The sequence below is a fragment of the Microterricola gilva genome (genome assembly GCF_004217495.1).
Classification (GTDB): domain Bacteria; phylum Actinomycetota; class Actinomycetes; order Actinomycetales; family Microbacteriaceae; genus Microterricola; species Microterricola gilva.
Genome location: NZ_SHLC01000001.1, coordinates 3368339 through 3384592, shown reverse-complemented (window position 1 = coordinate 3384592; position 16254 = coordinate 3368339). Strand labels below are relative to the sequence as shown.

10 protein-coding genes and 2 pseudogenes are annotated in these 16254 nt (G+C 70.6%); 6 read left to right on the top strand and 6 right to left on the bottom strand.

Features of this window, described 5'->3' with window-relative positions:
- Positions 1–32: 32 nt before the first annotated feature.
- Positions 33–2279: a glycoside hydrolase family 3 C-terminal domain-containing protein gene (locus EV379_RS15715; RefSeq protein ID WP_130506961.1), complete on the top strand. Its 2247-nt coding sequence runs from the start codon at positions 33–35 to the stop codon at positions 2277–2279.
- Positions 2280–2436: 157 nt separating this feature from the next.
- Positions 2437–3729, top strand: a complete 1293-nt coding sequence (locus EV379_RS15710) for a CoA transferase (RefSeq protein ID WP_130506960.1) — start codon at positions 2437–2439, stop codon at positions 3727–3729.
- A gap of 138 nt (positions 3730–3867) precedes the next feature.
- Here EV379_RS15710 and EV379_RS15705 read toward each other — a convergent pair whose 3' ends face one another.
- The 4 genes and pseudogenes from EV379_RS15705 to EV379_RS15695 form a co-directional block, all read right to left on the bottom strand.
- Positions 3868–4119: a hypothetical protein gene (locus EV379_RS15705; protein ID WP_242616411.1), complete on the bottom strand. Its 252-nt coding sequence runs from the start codon at positions 4117–4119 to the stop codon at positions 3868–3870.
- A gap of 45 nt (positions 4120–4164) precedes the next feature.
- A pseudogene (locus EV379_RS17630) lies at positions 4165–4347 on the bottom strand (DUF2510 domain-containing protein); the annotation flags it as partial.
- A gap of 307 nt (positions 4348–4654) precedes the next feature.
- Positions 4655–5896, bottom strand: a pseudogene (locus EV379_RS15700) (alpha-hydroxy acid oxidase); the annotation flags it as partial.
- On the bottom strand, positions 5890–6618 hold the full coding sequence (locus tag EV379_RS15695; RefSeq protein WP_130506957.1) for a FadR/GntR family transcriptional regulator: 729 nt from the start codon (positions 6616–6618) through the stop codon (positions 5890–5892). The gene EV379_RS15695 and the pseudogene EV379_RS15700, both read right to left, overlap by 7 nt.
- Before the next feature lie 194 nt (positions 6619–6812).
- Here EV379_RS15695 and EV379_RS15690 point away from each other — a divergent pair, with 194 nt between their 5' ends.
- Positions 6813–7811, top strand: coding sequence for an aldo/keto reductase (locus EV379_RS15690; RefSeq protein ID WP_130506956.1), 999 nt, complete (start codon positions 6813–6815; stop codon positions 7809–7811).
- 154 nt (positions 7812–7965) lie between these two features.
- On the opposite strand, the gene EV379_RS15685 is transcribed toward EV379_RS15690, so the two are convergent.
- Both EV379_RS15685 and EV379_RS15680 read right to left on the bottom strand, forming a co-directional pair.
- Complete coding sequence (locus EV379_RS15685) at positions 7966–8961, bottom strand: NYN domain-containing protein (protein WP_130506955.1); 996 nt, start codon at positions 8959–8961, stop codon at positions 7966–7968.
- Positions 8962–9097: 136 nt separating this feature from the next.
- A complete protein-coding gene (locus tag EV379_RS15680; protein WP_130506954.1) occupies positions 9098–9961 on the bottom strand; it encodes an AraC family transcriptional regulator in 864 nt (287 codons plus the stop codon).
- A gap of 101 nt (positions 9962–10062) precedes the next feature.
- Here EV379_RS15680 and EV379_RS15675 point away from each other — a divergent pair, with 101 nt between their 5' ends.
- The 3 genes from EV379_RS15675 (at position 10063) to EV379_RS15665 (ending at position 16196) form a co-directional block, all read left to right on the top strand.
- Positions 10063–13002: a DUF5107 domain-containing protein gene (locus EV379_RS15675; protein ID WP_130506953.1), complete on the top strand. Its 2940-nt coding sequence runs from the start codon at positions 10063–10065 to the stop codon at positions 13000–13002.
- Between the two features lie 125 nt (positions 13003–13127).
- Entirely contained in the window at positions 13128–15275 is a 2148-nt protein-coding gene (locus tag EV379_RS15670; protein ID WP_130506952.1) for an alpha-galactosidase, read from the top strand.
- A gap of 3 nt (positions 15276–15278) precedes the next feature.
- Positions 15279–16196 carry an aldose 1-epimerase family protein gene (locus tag EV379_RS15665; protein WP_130506951.1) on the top strand — a complete coding sequence of 306 codons (918 nt, stop codon included), beginning with the start codon at positions 15279–15281 and terminating at the stop codon, positions 16194–16196.
- The last annotated feature ends 58 nt before the right edge of the window (positions 16197–16254 follow it).

Below are 16254 nucleotides of genomic sequence, written 5' to 3'. Positions count from 1 at the left end.
GTTTTCACAATCTCACCGAAGAGGAGCACGGAATGACCGAGAAATCAGCCGCGGAAATTGTGGCATCACTCACTCTGGAAGAAAAGGCCTCGCTCACCAGCGGCGCCAACTTCTGGACCACCAAGGCGGTTGAACGAGCCGGAGTTCCGAGCATCGTGCTGACCGACGGCCCGCACGGCGTTCGCCTGCAGCGGGAGAGCGCCGACCACCTCGGCCTCGCCGACAGCATCCCTGCCACGTGCTTCCCGCCCGCCGTTGGCCTCGGCGCGAGCTTCGACACCGAACTCCTCGAGCGCGTCGGCGTCGCACTCGGCGAGGAGGCCAAGACCGAGGGCGTCGGAGTGCTCCTCGGACCCGGCATCAACATCAAGCGCTCCCCGCTCTGTGGGCGCAACTTCGAGTACCTCTCCGAGGACCCCATCGTCTCCGGCATCCTCGGCTCCGCCCTCGTGCGCGGCCTGCAAAGCCAGGGCGTCGGCACCTCCCTCAAGCACTTCGCGGCCAACAACCAGGAGAACGACCGCATGCGCTCGAGCTCCGACGTCGACCCGCGGCCGCTCCGCGAGATCTACCTGCGCGGCTTCCAGCGCGTCGTCGAGGACGAGCAGCCCTGGACGGTCATGTGCTCGTACAACAAGCTCAACGGCGTGTACACCTCAGAGAACCCGTGGCTGTTGAACACCGTGCTGCGTGACGAGTGGGGCTTCACCGGCGTCGTCGTCTCCGACTGGGGCGCCGTCAACGACCGCGTCACGGGCGTCGCAGCCGGTCTCGACCTCGAGATGCCGTCCAGCGACGGCCGCACCGACGCCGAGCTCGTCGCCGCCGTGCGTGCGGGCGAGCTCGACGAGGCCGTGCTCGACCTGGCGGCTCTTCGCACCGTCGAACTCGCACTCAAGGCCCAGGCCGGTGCAGACGCCAACGCCGGCTACGACGTCGACGCCCACCACGCCCTCGCCCGCGAGGCCGCCGCCCGCAGCATCGTGCTGTTGAAGAACGAGTCCGAACTGCTGCCGCTGGCGCCGTCGGCATCCGTCGCGATCATCGGCGAGTTCGCCCGCACGCCCCGCTACCAGGGTGCAGGCAGCTCGATGATCAACCCGACCAAGCTCGACACCGCGCTCGAGGAGATCGGCGCGCTCGCGGAGCAGTCGAGCTTCGCCGCCGGCTTCACCCTCGATGGTGACAACTCGGATGCCGCAGCGCTCCGTGACGAGGCCGTCGCGGCCGCCGCTGCCGCCGACGTCGCCGTGGTGTTCCTCGGCATCCCCGCCGCAGAGGAGTCGGAGGGCTTCGACCGCGAGCACATCGAACTCCCCGCCGTGCAGCTCGAGCTGCTTGACGCCGTGCTCGCCGTCAACCCGCGCACCGTCGTCGTGCTCTCCAACGGCGGCGTCGTGCGCCTCGGTGACTTCGAGGCCCGCGTTCCGGCGATCCTCGAGGGCTGGCTGCTCGGTCAGGCCGGCGGTGGCGCAACCGCCGACGTGCTCTACGGCGTCGTCAACCCCTCCGCCCGTCTCTCCGAGACCTTCCCGATGCGCATCGAAGACAGCCCAGCCTTCCTCGAGTTCCCGGGCGAGCACGGCCACGTGCGCTACGGCGAGGGCCTGTTCGTCGGCTACCGCTGGTACGACGCCCGCAAGCTTGCGGTGCAGTACCCCTTCGGCCACGGCCTCTCGTACACGACGTTCGCCTACTCGGGCCTCGAGCTCACGGCGGACGAGGCCGGCATCACCGCAACGGTCACCGTGACTAACACGGGCGGCCGCGACGGCCGTGAGGTCGTCCAGCTCTACACGGGGCTCGCCGCCTCCGGCGTGCAGCGCGCACCGCAGGAGCTCAAGGGCTTCGCCTCGGTGGAACTCGCGGCCGGGGAGAGCCGCACCGCGAGCATCACGGCGCGTCGCGAGGACCTCACGTACTGGGACACCCGCATCGACGAGTGGATCCTCGAGAGCGGCGAGTACACGGTTTCCGTCGGTGCGTCGAGCCGCGACATCCGCGAATCGGGCACGGTCACCGTTGCGGGCGACGCCGTGCTGCTGCCGCTCGGCCCAGACACCTCGCTCGGTGAGGTCATGGCCGACCCCGTGGCCGGCCCGATGGTTATGCAGGCGCTCGCCGCCAGCTTCGGTGGCGACAACGCCGTGGCCGGCGGCGAGGAGATCTTCAAGATGATCGGCTCGCTCCCGATCAGCCGTCTGAAGACCTTCGCCAGCCTGGGCTTCGACGTCGACGGCATCGGCCAGTTGCTCGACGCGGCCAACGCCGGGCGCTAGCCAGACGTGCCTCCCGGGCCTGCTGGCCCAGCTGTCGGGAGGCGATAGCGCCGAAGGGAGGCCAGAATCTCGGATTCTGGCCTCCCTTCGTGCTTTCCGCCTCCCGCAGCGCAGCCCGGGACGGGCCGGCGGCTGGGCGCGGGCGTATGCTCGCCGCATGGGAAGCGTGCTGGAGCGTCTGGAAGCCGCCGTCGGAGCCGACCGGGACCGGGTGGGCATCGAGCCGGGCCAGACGGGGCTGACGGCGCGACTCCGCGCCGGGGAACTGGCCACCGACAGCGTTGCCTTCGTTGCGGGCCAGGCCGCCCGGTTGCTCGGACTGCCCGACGTCTCGGTGAGCCCGCGCCGTGTCGGGGTCAACTTCAGCAGTTACAACTACCTCAGCATCGACGGGGAGCCGGCCGCCGCCTGGGCGCCACTCAGCGGCTTTTTCCCCACCTCCGACGGCTGGGTGCGCACGCACGCGAACTACCCGCACCATGCACTCCGGCTGCGTCTCGCATTCGAGCTGCCCGACACCGCGGGTCGCAAGGAGTTCGCGGCGGCGCTGGCCGGGATGAGCGCGGCGGAGGCCGAGGCTCGCGCCGTCGCGGCCGATGCCCTCTGCGTGCGCGTGCGCCGGCCGGAGGAGTTCGCGGGGCTGATCGCGCCGGCTCCGCTGCTGGAGTGGGATCGGTCCGGTGGCTGGTCCAGTCGTGAGGCGGATCGCGTGCCGCGCGTGCTCGACCTCTCCCGGGTGATCGCCGGACCGACGTGCACGCGCGCGCTGGCATTGCTCGGTGCAGATGTGCTCAGGGTCGACCCCGTTGAGCCGGCGGAGATCGCCATGCAGCACATCGACACGGGGGCGGGAAAGCGCTCGATCACACTCGACCTGGGTGAGGAGCGCGGAACGCTGGAGGCGCTGCTCGCCGGTGCCGACGTCGTCGTGCTCGGCTACCGGCCGGGCAGCCTCGACCGCTTCGGACTCGACGAACAGAGTCTGCGCGCCCGGCATCCGCACCTCGTTGTCGCCGCGCTCAGCGCCTATCCGCAGGGCAGCGCATGGGCGGAACGTCGTGGATTCGACTCGTTGGTGCAGGCGGCATCCGGCATCGCGGTGGTCGAGGGCAGCGCAGAGAAACCCGGGGTGCTTCGCGCGCAGGCACTCGATCACGCCACCGGATACATGCTCGCCGGTGGAATCTGCGCGGCGCTCGCCGAGGGGAGCGCGGCCACCATGCGGGCCTCACTCGCGGCGACGGCGCAGGCGCTGATCGGGCTCGGCGTGTCCGAGCAGGCCGAGGAGCCGCTGCCGGGTGCCGAGCACAGCGACGCGCTCGCGGCCGAGCTGGAGACCGTGCCGAGCGCCTACGGCGAGCTGCGCCGCGCCCGCGCGATCATCGAGCTCCCTGGCCGTTCGCAGGGCCCGGTCGTGCCCCTCGGCAGCTCCACCCCCGCCTGGCTCTGAGCCGCGCCGCAACCCCGTGAATCGCGTGGCCAGCCCGCGGGCCACGCTGTCGTGAGAACAGGCAAAGCCGCAGTGGACGCACTGAACACAGGCAGGGGCGGTCCACAGCCGTGCAGTTTGCCTGCATTGCCGGCGCGCTTACGACGGTGGGTTATTGAGGCGCTCCCACCACGCGAGGATCCGCTCTGGCACCGTGAAGACACGGATGAGGACCGCGATCGTCGTGAAGGCGAGGACAAGCAGGATTCCGATGGCGAGGCCCGCCGTCTCGAAGAGGCTCGGGGCGGGTGCGAGGTTCGTCACAAAGCCGAACAGCATCAGTGAGCTGAAGATCACATTGCCGACCGACCCGATGCGGCCGAACGGGCTGATCGCAATCAGAGACTTCACCGTCAGCGGGACGACCGGCTTCGCAAGCTTGAAATCGGTGTCTGACCACGCGGAGCCGTCCCACCAACGATGTAGGTCGGATGCCGTGGGATCCGGGTACCAGCCGGGAGGGGCCGACGCGCCCACCGGGGGTTCCGAGGGTGGGGGGAATGAATGCACGGATCGATCATGGCAGTCGACCGTGCGAAGGGCTAGACGCGATCGGGAGGACGGAATCCGTGATTCCATCCTCCCGATCGCCTGTTCTCCTCCGGGGGTGTTACTCCTTCGGGGCGGATGCCGCCGGCTTGCGCGTCGCGGGGGACCTCGTCGCCGTCGCCGCGGTCTTCGCTGCAGCAGTCTTCGCCGGCGCCTTCTTGGCCGGGGTGGCCCTCGCGGCCGGAGCCTTCGCCGGAGCCGCCTTCGCGGCCGCACCCTTCGCCGCCGGAGCGGCCTTCGCGGCCGCCTTCGGTGCGGCAACGGCCTTCGCCGCGGGAGCTGCCTTCGGTGTGCGCACCGTGCGCGGCTTCGCCTCGGCGGTGGCGGCCGCGGCATCCGCAACGGCACGGGGGATCGGCGCCAGGCGGGTCAGCTGCGTCACGTGCTGCGGGCCGAGCTCGGCCAGCGTGGAGACCTCGAGCAGCTTCATGGTGCGCTCGATCTCGGTCCGCAGGATCGAGATCGTCTTGTCGACACCGCGGCGTCCGCCGGCCATGAGGCCGTAGAGGTACGCGCGGCCGATGAGGGTGAAGTCGGCGCCGAGGGCGATCGAGGCCACGATGTCGGCACCGTTCATGATGCCGGTGTCGATCTGCACCTCCATGTCCTTGCCCACCTCGCGGGCGACGGACGGCAGCAGGTGGAAGGGAATCGGGGCGCGGTCGAGCTGGCGGCCGCCGTGGTTGGAGAGCACGACGCCGTCGACGCCGAGGTCGGCGAGGAGCTTCGCGTCCTCGACGGTCTGCACGCCCTTGACCACGAGCTTGCCCGGCCACATCGAGCGGATGATCGCGAGGTCGTCGAAGGAGATCGTCGGGTCCATGGCGTCGTTCAGCAGCTCGCCGACGGTGCCGCCGGTCGAGGAGAGCGAAGCGAACTCGAGTTTGGGGGTGGTGAGGAAGTTGATCCACCAGGCCGGCCGGGGGAGTGCGTTGATGACGGTGCCGGGCGTCAGCTGCGGCGGAATCGAGAAGCCGTTGCGCTTGTCGCGGTGGCGTGCACCGGCGACGGGGGTGTCGACCGTGAAGAACAGGGTGTCGAAGCCGGCCTCCGCCGCGCGACGGACGAGGTTGTACGAGACCTCGCGGTCCTTCATCACGTAGAGCTGGAACCAGTTGCGGCCGGTGGGGTTGGCCGCCTTGACGTCCTCGATCGAGGTGGTGCCGAGCGTCGAGAGGGTGAACGGGATGCCGGCGGCACCGGCCGCGCCGGCGCCAGCCGTCTCGCCCTCGGTCTGCATCATGCGGGTGAAGCCGGTCGGCGCGATGCCGAACGGCATGCTGCTCGGCCCGCCGAGCACCGTTGTCGTGGTGTCGACGACGGGCACGTTGCGCAGGATCGCCGGGTGGAACTCGACGTCCTCGAACGCCTGACGGGCGCGCTTCAGCGAGATCTCGCCCTCGGCCGAGCCCTCGGTGTAGTCGAACGGCGCCTTCGGCGTGCGGCGCTGGGCGATCGTGCGCAGATCAGCGATCGTGAGCGCCTTCTCGAGACGGCGGTCGGTGGCATTCAGCGTCGGCTTCTTGAACTTCATCAGTTCGGCGAGCTCGATGGGGTTGGGGAACTGGCGTTTCACCATGTCGGTGTCTCCTCGTGGGTTGCGTGGCTGTGGGTCTCGGCGTAGTAGCCGGCGATGTGCGCGTGAATGCGGATGCCGGCGGCCGCGGCATCCCGGCCGTCGATGGCCTCGACGATGCCGTGGTGCTCCGCGCGCAGGCGGTCGAGCATGCGTTGCGGGTCGGCGATGGCCGACAGGCCGGCCAGCGCATAGCTCTCGACCGCGTCGCGCAGCCCGGCCATCATGGCGGTCACGACCTGATTGCCTGAGGCCTCGGCCAGTGCCACGTGGAACTGGGCGTCGAGGGCGAGGAACTCGGCCGGGGTCAGTCCGTCGGCGTCCATCGCGGCGAGCAGTGTGGTGGCGGCGGCGAGCGAGGGTGCGGGGGAGGACTCCGCGAGCCCGGAGGCGATCTGGGTCTCGAGCAGCAGACGGGTCTTGACGATGTCGGCGACGGGAAAGCCCTGGGCCGCGACCTGCAGGCGCATCAGCGCCGACATGCCGCCCTGCGGTGTCGCGACGATGATCGCGCCGGCGCTCGGACCGCTGCCTGTCTGGGTGCGGATGAGCCCGAAGCCCTCGAGCACGCGCACGGCCTCGCGCACACTGGAGCGGCCGACGCCGAGATCGGCCGCGAGGGCGCGCTCCGGCGGCAGGTGGTCGCCAGGTTGCAGGCCGCCGTCGAGGAGCTCCCGCTCGATGTGGCGCAGCACGAGCTCCCAGGCGCGTGGCTCTACGGGCATGGTGTCCTCTGCGGTGAGTCGGCGGGTGCGGCGCTGCTGGCACGCGCATGTGGTCGGACCACTGTGGTCTGACCACAGAGTAACACGGTCGATCCCGTCATGCGGCGACATCCTGGCCGCACGCGGAATAGCCGTGAGCCATGCTCGTTGGAAAGTACGGGGCATCCGCCCGCCGCGAGCAGAGGAGACAGCACATGACCGTTCCCGCCATCCAGACCGACACAGCCACCCGGGTGCCCATCGGTGATTCCGATCTCTCGATCTTCCCGCTCGCGCTCGGCGGCAACGTCTTCGGCTGGACGGCCGACGAGACCGCCTCCTTCGAGGTGCTCGATGCCTTCGTCGCGGGCGGCGGCAACTTCATCGACACCGCCGACGGCTACTCGCACTGGGCGCCGGGCCACAGCGGAGGCGAGAGCGAGAGCGTCATCGGCCGCTGGGCGGCGTCGCGGGGCAACCGCGACGACCTCGTGATCGCCAGCAAGGTGAGCACGCACCCGTCGTTCAGCGGGCTCGCCCCCGACAACATCCGGGCCGCTGCGGATGCCTCCCTCGCCCGCCTCGGCACCGACCACATCGACCTCTACTACGCGCACTTCGACGACGAGAGCGTTCCGCTCGCCGACACCGTCGGTGCCCTCTCCGAACTGGTCGACGCCGGCAAGGTGCGCTACATCGCGCTCTCCAACTACTCGCCGGAGCGCATCGACGAGTGGTTCCGCGTGACAGCCGAGAACGGGCTGCACCGGGCCGTCGCCCTGCAACCGCACTACAACCTCGTTGAGCGCGACTTCGAGCATGGCCTGCGCGAGCGGGCGGAGCGCGAGGGCCTCGCGGTGTTCCCCTACTTCGCGCTCGCCAAGGGCTTCCTGAGCGGCAAGTACCGTGATGCGCCGGATGCCGCGGCCCCCGCAGTGGATTCGGCGGCGACTCCCGAGAGCCCGCGCGCCGGAGCGGCGCGCGCGTACCTCGATGAGCGCGGCCGCGGGGTGCTCGCGGCGCTGGACGCGGTCGCGGCGGTGCACGCGGCATCCGTGGCCAGCGTCGCCCTCGCGTGGCTCCGGCAGCAGCCGACCGTCGTGGCACCGATCGCCAGCGCGCGCACGGCCGAGCAGTTGCCAGACCTCATCGCCTCGGCGTCGCTGCAGCTGAGCGCGGCCGAGCTCGCGCTGCTGACGGAGGCCTCCGCCTGACCTCCCGTCCGCTGGTTGAGCCGCCCATCCGCTGATTGAGCCTGTCGAAATCAGGGTTTCGACAGGCTCAACCAGCGCGACGCGAAGCGTCGCGAAAGGCGGCAGCCTTTACCAAGGCAATGTCAGGAACGGCGACCGATGCTTGTGGCGACGCTCAGGCCTCCGGCAGCGCCGAGAACGTCAGCTGCGTGCCGAGCGGGCGGAGTCGGATGCGGCGCGAGGGGTGCGTCTCGTCGATCTCGACCCGCGGCTCCATCGACTTGACGAAGTCGGTGAAGGACGAGAAGCCGAGGGCGCGCTCCTGGAACGTCGGGTCCATGCGCAGCATCTGGTTCTTCACGTTGCCGCTGGCCTGCCAGTCCTCGTCGTACTTGGCCGCGCCGAGTTCGAGTGCCCGGGTGAGCAGATCGCCGGCCGCCTCGTGCGCTGCCTTCGCCTGGCGTGCCGACTTCGGCTTGCTGCCGCGCTTGGCCTGGGCCGAGTCGTCGCCGGGCGCCGCGGCATCCGCACCGGTCGAGGTGGCTGCGGCAGCATCGGCATCGGTCTTGCGCTTCGGCCGCGCCTGCGCGGCGCTCCGCACGGTTCCCGGCAGCGCGTCGTAGTCGGCGAACTCGTCGCAGGCGGCGGCGAGTGCCTTGCTCGTGCCGCCGGCCACGCCGATTCCGACGACGTAGCGGCCGAGCAGCTTGGCGCGCTGGGCCAGCGCGATGTAGTCGGAGTCGCCGGCGACGATCACGACGTGGGTGAGGTCGGAGAGGCGGAACAGGTCTTCGACGACGTCGACGGCGAGACGGATGTCTGCACCGTTCTTCATCGATGCGACAACCGGGAACAGCTGCACCAAGTCGACGGCACGGTCGATCAGCTGGCGGCGGTAGCTCGCGTTGATGGGGACCGACCAGTCGGCGTATGCACGGCTCACGCCGATCGTGCCGAAGGAGGAGGCGAAGTCGAGGATGGCGCCGAGGTCGACCGTGGCCTCGTCGAGGCGGTTGGCGACCTCGGGGGACGTCCCGCCGTTGCCGGGAACGACGTCGCGCGCGTGGTCCTTCTGGAACTGCCCGCGGGTGTGCAGCTGGTTGTAGCGGGAGATCACGATGTTGTCGAAGTCGATGTAGACCCCGACCCGGGTCTCGGCGGATGAGTTCATGTGATGCCCCTCGGCGGCGCTCGCCGTCCACGGGGGCCGAGGATTCGGCGTGCCCGGGCGGCACCACCTCTATTCTGCCGCCGGGAGGGCCCGCGCCGCGACCGTGGGATGGGTCGGGGCCCGCCCGCGGGCGCTGTCAGCCCTTGCGCAGCTCGCGGTAGGCGCTCGGACTCTCGCCGTGGGCCTGGCGGAACTGCCGCGAGAAGTACAGGGGGTCTGAGTAGCCGGTCTCTCGCGCCACCTCGGACACCGAGAGATCTGTGCCGTCGAGGAGCTGCCTGGCTCGCGCCATCCGCAGCGTGATGTGGTGGGCGAGGGGTCCGCCGCCGGTTGCCGCACGGAAGAGGGCGCCGAGGTGGGAGGGCGAGACGCGGGCCTCGCGGGCGAGCTCCGGAACGCTCACGGGGCGGTCGAGCCTGTGCGCCAGGTAGTTCATCGCGCGCTGCAGCGGGTCGTTGCTGTCAGCGACCGCGAGGTCGGAGACCAGCGTCGTCAGGAGATTCCACGCGAGCCCGGCGGCGCGCACCAGCCGCGGCGGGGACGGGTCCTTCTCGAGGATCGCCACGATGTGTTCGGCCAGCTGGGTCGTGCGGTCGACCTCGCGGAGCACGGCGACCGGCGACCGTTCGGAGTCGACGCAGGCGGCGACGAGCTCATCGGCGTCGCTGCCCCGCACGTGCAACCACCAGATCGTCCATGGCTTGTCGTCGCTCGCGCCGTAACGATGAGCGCGGCCGGCCGGAAGGGCGACCAGCGCCGGGGCCTGCACGGTGTGCCGTGCGCCGTCCAGCTCCACCCAGCCAGAGCCGGCGACGCAGAGCATGATCACGGATTCCGCGGCGCCGCCTGGGCGCGAACGCTCGTGCCCGCGCGCATGGGGGAACCAGCCGGCATCCGTCACCTGCAGGCGGCGGGTGATCGGGCGCGCGTCGGCCTCCGCCACGAGCGGGCGAGGAACGATCGCGATGCGCTGCCGGGGGAATCCATCGGGTCGTGCCATGGTTCCACTCTCTCACCTCGGCGCGGCTCTCGGTGTTTTGTCCATGTTTTGCGGCGAATCCTCACTTCAGCGGCGGCGGGGAGCTGCATAGCGTTGGGCAGGTGAACAGCCCGACGACTCCTCCCCGCATCCACCTGCCCGACGCCCCCGCGGCCCTCGCCGGTGAGCTGGCGACCGGAGCAGCCATCGCGTGGCGCGAGAACCTTGACATCCTCAGCTACGACACCGCGGAGCCCGACCGCTACCCGATGTTCTTCGAGCACCGCGTCTACCAAGGCTCGAGCGGGCGGGTCTACCCGATCCCGTTCACCGACAAGATCGAGACCGAGCCGGCGATGCGCTCGTGGGACGCCGTGCACCTGGAGAACCGCTGGCTCCGCCTGGTGATCCTGCCCGAGCTCGGCGGGCGCATCCACATCGGCTACGACAAGAGCGCTGACTACGACTTCTTCTACCGCAACAACGTGATCAAGCCGGCGCTCGTCGGCCTCGCAGGCCCGTGGATCAGCGGCGGCGTCGAGTTCAACTGGCCGCAGCACCACCGCCCGGCGACCTACCTGCCCGTCGACGTCGAGATCGAGCACGGCGACGACGGCTCCGTCACCGTCTGGTGCTCCGACCATGACCCCTTCTCCCGCATGAAGGGCATGCACGGCATCCGCATCCGCCAGGACAGCGCGCTGATCGAGCTCGTCGCCCGCCTGCACAACCGCACGAGCGAGACCGAGACCTTCCTCTGGTGGGCCAACGTCGCCGCCAGGGTGCACGACAACTACCAGTCCTTCTTCCCGACCGATGTGCAGTGGGTGGCCGACCACGCCCGCCGCGCGGTGACCGCGTTCCCGGCCGCCGACCGCCCGTACTACGGCTTCGACTACACCGAGCACGCGGCCACCGGCGGGGACCGGCTCGACTTCTACAAGAACATCCCCGTGCCGACCAGCTACATGGTCACCGGAACGCAGGACGACTTCTTCGGCGGCTACGACCACGACGTCGACGCGGGGTTCGTGCACTGGGCCGACCGCCACATCGCGCCGGGCAAGAAGCAGTGGACGTGGGGCAACTCGGAGTTCGGCCGCACCTGGGATGCACACCTGACCGAGGATGACGGCCCGTACATCGAGCTGATGGCCGGTGTGTTCACCGACAACCAGCCCGACTTCACCTTCATCGCCCCGGGCGAGACGAAGGCCTTCTCGCAGTACTGGTACCCGATCCAGCGCATCGGCGTCGTGCACCAGGCCAACCTCGAGGCCGCCGTGCACCTCTCGATCACCGCGAGCTCCGAGCAGGAGACCCGGGTGAAGCTCGGAGTCGCGAGCACTGGCATCCGCTCCGGCCAGCGCATCGAACTGCGCCGGGGCGCCGAGCTGGTCGAGGCATGGACCGTCGACCTCGCGCCCGAGACGCCGTTCACCATCGAGCAGGCCCTGCCCGGCGCGGTGGATGCCACGGAGCTCACCCTCGACGTCGTCGGCGTGCTCAGCTGGACCCCGCGGCCGCACGTGCAGCAGCCGGAACCGGATCTGGCGACCGAGCCGCCGATGCCGGCGGAGATCGACTCGATCGACGAGCTGTACTACACGGGCGTGCACCTCGACCAGTACCGCCACCCCACCCGCTCAGCACTCAGCTACTGGCGCGAGGCGCTGCGGCGTGACCCCGGCGACATCCGCAGCAACCTCGCCATGGCCACCCACGCGTACAAGAGCGCCGACTATGCGACCGCGCTCGAGTACGCGCAGCGCGGCCTTGAGCGTGCCCGCTCGCGCAACCTCAACCCGGAATCCGGTGAGCTCTCCTACCGGCTCGGCAGCATCCTGCGCCGCCTCGGCCGGCCGGATGAGGCCTACAGCGCCTTCGCCAAGGCTGCGTGGGATCGGAAGTGGCGCCAGAGCTCGGAGTTCGAGATGGCCCGCCTGGATGCCGTCGTCGGAAACGACGCCCGCGCGCTGCAGCACGCCGGCGCGGCGGTGCGCCTCGACGCGGACGATCTGCGCTCGCGCGCCCTGTTGACGGTGCTGCTGCGCCGCACTGGTGACACGGCTGCGGCCGACGCGCTGCTGGCGGAGACCCGCGCGCTCGACCCGCTGGACCAGCTGGCCAGGACCCTCGACGCGACGCTCGACGAAGCGCAGACGACCCGGGATGCGGCGACGCAGCTCGACATCGGCTTCGACCTGGCCGGTTTCGGCGAGCTCGACGGCGCCGTGGCCGCGTTCACCTTGGCCACCGAACTGCCCAGCTCGGCCGCAGGCAACGCGGTGCCCATCGCGCTCTACGCGAAGGCCTCGGTTCTCGACCGACTGGGTCGAAGGGATGCCGCGGCCGCCGCGCGCGCCGAGGCGAGCTCGGTGTCTGCCGCCCGCACCTTCCCCAGCACGCTCGATCAACACGACGTGCTGCGCGAGGCCATCGCCAGCGACCCGCACGACCTGCAGGCGTTGTCGCTGCTCGGCATGTTCCTCTACCACCAGCGTCGCCACGAGCCGGCCTTGGCGCTGTGGGAGCGGGCCCTGGAACTCGGCAGCACCGATGCAACCGTGCTGCGCAACGCGGGCGTCGCCCGCTACAACCTGCTCGGTGACGCCGAGACGGCGCGCGACTACTACGAGCGCGCCCTGGCATTGCGCCCGACCGACGCCCGGCTCTGGTTCGAGTCGGACCAGCTGCTGAAGCGCATCGGCGTTCCCGCCGAGGACCGCCTCGCCCGCATCCCGTTCGCCGCCACCTCCCGTGATGACCTCGCCGTGGAGTACGCGAAGCTGCTGACGGAGCTCGGCCGGCCGGCAGAGGCCGTTGAGTTGCTCGAATCCAGGCCATTCCAGCCGTGGGAGGGCGGAGAGGGCCAGGCGCTCGCCGCCTGGGACGGTGCCCGCGCGGCGCTCGGCCTGCCGCTCGGCGATCCGCCCGTCTCGCTCGGCGAGGTGCGCATGCTCATCGATGTTCCCCAGCCCGTGCGCGAAGACGGCCGCATCGACTACTTCGCCACCTCGCTGCCCGAGCTCCTACTCTTCACGCGCATCGAGGATCTGTAGGCACGAAGCGGCCGCACCGGGCAGCGGTTTCGTCCATGCCCGTCGTGAGAAATGTTATGTCCGCTGAGCTCGCGTGGACCATAGGATGAGCGGATGCTCAGAGTAGAGGACGCACAAGGATGGCAATGACGGCAGTAGACGGCTCGGTTGTACAGCTCCGCGCTGGCGGAACCAGCATCATCGCGTTGGTGGATGCCGGCAGGCTCCCGCGCATCGTGCATTGGGGTGCCGATCTCGGCGAGCTCGATGACGCCGCCCTCGCGGCGATCGTGCTGTCAGCGCTGCCTGCCATCGGAGATAGCGCCGTGAGCTACCCGCAGCCCGTTCCCGTGCTCCCGCAGCTGGCCGAGGGCTGGCTGGGCCGCCCCGGTCTCAGCGGCAGCAGCGACGGCACCCGGTGGGCGCCGAAGTTCGGCGCGGCGACGACCAGCGTCGACACCCGTGACGGCGGCCAGGTGCTGCGCTCCGACGCGGTGGACGCCGAGTACGGTCTCAGCCTCTCGATCGAGATCGAGGTGTTGGCCAGCGGCCTCGCGCGCCAGCGGGCAACTCTCGTCAACGAGCGGGGCGAGAGCTACCGGGTCGACGGCCTCGAGCTGGCGTTCCCCGTTCCGGTCACCGCGACGGAGGTGCTCGACTTCACCGGCCGCTGGTCGCTCGAGAAGGTGCCGCAGCGGCGCCCGTTCCACATCGGCGCCTGGCTGCGGGAATCCCGCGGCGGCAAGCCCGGCCTCGAGCACACCATGCTGCTCGCCGCAGGCGAAGCAGGCTTCGGATTCCAGAGTGGCGCCGTGTGGGCCGTGCACCTGGGCTGGAGTGGCAACCAGGTGCTCGCCGCCGAGCGCATGCCGAGCGGGGTGCAGCACCTCTCCGCCGGCGAGATCATCCTCCCGGGCGAGGTCACACTCGCCGCCGGCGAGCGCTACACGAGCCCGTGGCTCTACGGCTCATGGGGCAACGGCCTCGACGAGCTGGCCGGCCGATTCCACGAGACGATCCGGGCCTGGCCACAGCACCCGTCACGCCCGCGCCCCATCATCCTGAACACCTGGGAGGCCGTCTACTTCAACCACGACCTCGACACCCTGAGCGCGCTGGCCGAGAAGGGCGCCGCGCTCGGTGTCGAGCGCTTCGTCGTCGATGACGGGTGGTTCCTCGGCCGCCGCAGCGACAGAACCTCGCTCGGCGACTGGACTGTCGACCCCGCAGTCTGGCCCACTGGCCTGGAGCCGCTCGCGCGGCGCGTGCGCGAGCTGGGCATGGAGTTCGGGCTGTGGTTCGAGCCGGAGATGATCAACCTCGACTCCGAGCTCGCCCGCACCCACCCGGAGTGGATCTTCGACGCCGGGCATGGCGCCGGCATCCCCTCGCGTTACCAGCACGTGCTCGACCTCGGGCACGAGGGCGCGTACGAGCACGTGCGCGACGGCATGTTCGCCCTGGTCAGCGCGCTCGACATCGCGTACATCAAGTGGGATCACAACCGCTACCTGCTGGATGCCGGCCACTCGCCGAGCGGGCGGCCGGGGGCGCGCGTGCAGACGCTGCAGGCGTACCGCCTCATGGCCGAGCTCAAGGAGGCCTTCCCCGGCCTCGAGATCGAGTCCTGCGCCAGCGGCGGCGGCCGCATCGACCTCGGCGTGCTCGCACACACCGACCGCGTCTGGCCGAGCGACTGCAACGACCCGCACGAGCGGCTCGAGATCCAGCGCTGGACCGGGCTGATGGTCCCGCCCGAGTACCAGGGCACCCACATCGGCGCGGCGGAATCGCACACCACCCACCGCATCCACCCGCTCGACTACCGCGCGGAGAAGGCGCTCTGGGGTCACCTCGGTGTTGAGTTGAATCTGCTCGAGGAGGACGAGGCCACGCTGGCGACGGTCGGCAGCTGGATCGCGTTCCACCGCGAGCACCGCGGCCTGCTGCACAGCGGCCGCGTCGTGCACGCCGATCTGCCGAACGCCGCGACCCGGCTGCAGGGCGTCGTCGCCAGGGACGGCGCGGAGGCGCTCTATGCCTTCAGCGTCACAGAGCGTCCGGCGAACTGGCCGCCCGGCCGCGTGACGCTGCCAGGGCTCGACGCCGAGCGCAGCTACAGGGTGAACCCCGTGTTCCCCGGCACCCCGCTGCCGGAGGGCGCCGTGGTTCCGCCGTGGTTGCTCAGCGGTGTCACGCTGCCCGGATGCGTCCTCGGCACGGTCGGCATCGAGGCGCCGTCGCTCGACCCTGACACCTCTGTGCTGTTCCACGTCACCGCGGTCGACGCCTGACCCGTGTTCGAACTGACGGCCGGTGGCCATGACGGAGACGGCGGCGCGCGCGTGCGCGCGGTCGTCTCCGCCAGGGGCGCCAGCCTGCGTGCGCTCCGGGTCGACGGGGTCGAGCTCATCTGCTCGACCCTCGACCCGACGCCGCCGCTGTCGGCCGGGACCGTGCTCGTGCCCTGGCCGAACCGGGTCGATGGCGCCAGCTGGGTTCACGACGGGCGGCGGCTCGAGCTGGACGTCACCGAGCAGGCAGCGGGCAACGCGATCCACGGGCTGTTGGCCGACCACGACTACACTCTGCTCGAGCGCGGGGAGTCCTGGCTCGAGCTGGCCGCGCCTGTCGCCGGGCACGCCGGCTACCCCTTCGAGCTGCAGACGGAGCTGCGCTACGAGCTGAGCCAGAACGGGATCACGGCGACGCACCGCATCCGAAACAGCGGCGATGCGCCTGCCCCGGTCGCGCTCGGCGTGCACCCGTACCTGCGGGTCGGCGACTGGCCGGTCGACGAGCTGCGGTTCAGCCTGCCGGCCAACGCGATCCTGCCGCTGGATGAACGGCACTTCCCCGGCGAACGACGGTCGGTGCGCGGCGCGGCCGAGAGCCTGCGCGCCGGGCGCCGCGTCGCCGAGATCGTGTCACACGCCTGCTTCACCGAGCTGGAGCGCAGCGATGGCCGGCTGCACGCCGAGCTGATCGCGCCGGACGGCCGCGGGGCGCGGCTCTGGGCCGACCCCGACTTCGGCTACGTCCAGATCTACGTCACGCCCGACTTCCCAACGGATGCCGGCTACACCACCGCGATCGCGATCGAGCCGATGACCGCGCCGCCGAACGCGCTCCGCAGCGGCGAGGGCCTGCGCTGGCTCGCGCCAGGCGAGGCGTGGGAACTCAGCTGGGGCATCCAGGCCATCCAGGCCCTCTAACCGGCGGAGCCGATCTCGCGGCCCGCTTTCTGTGCGCGGGCCCGGTGAATTCACCGGG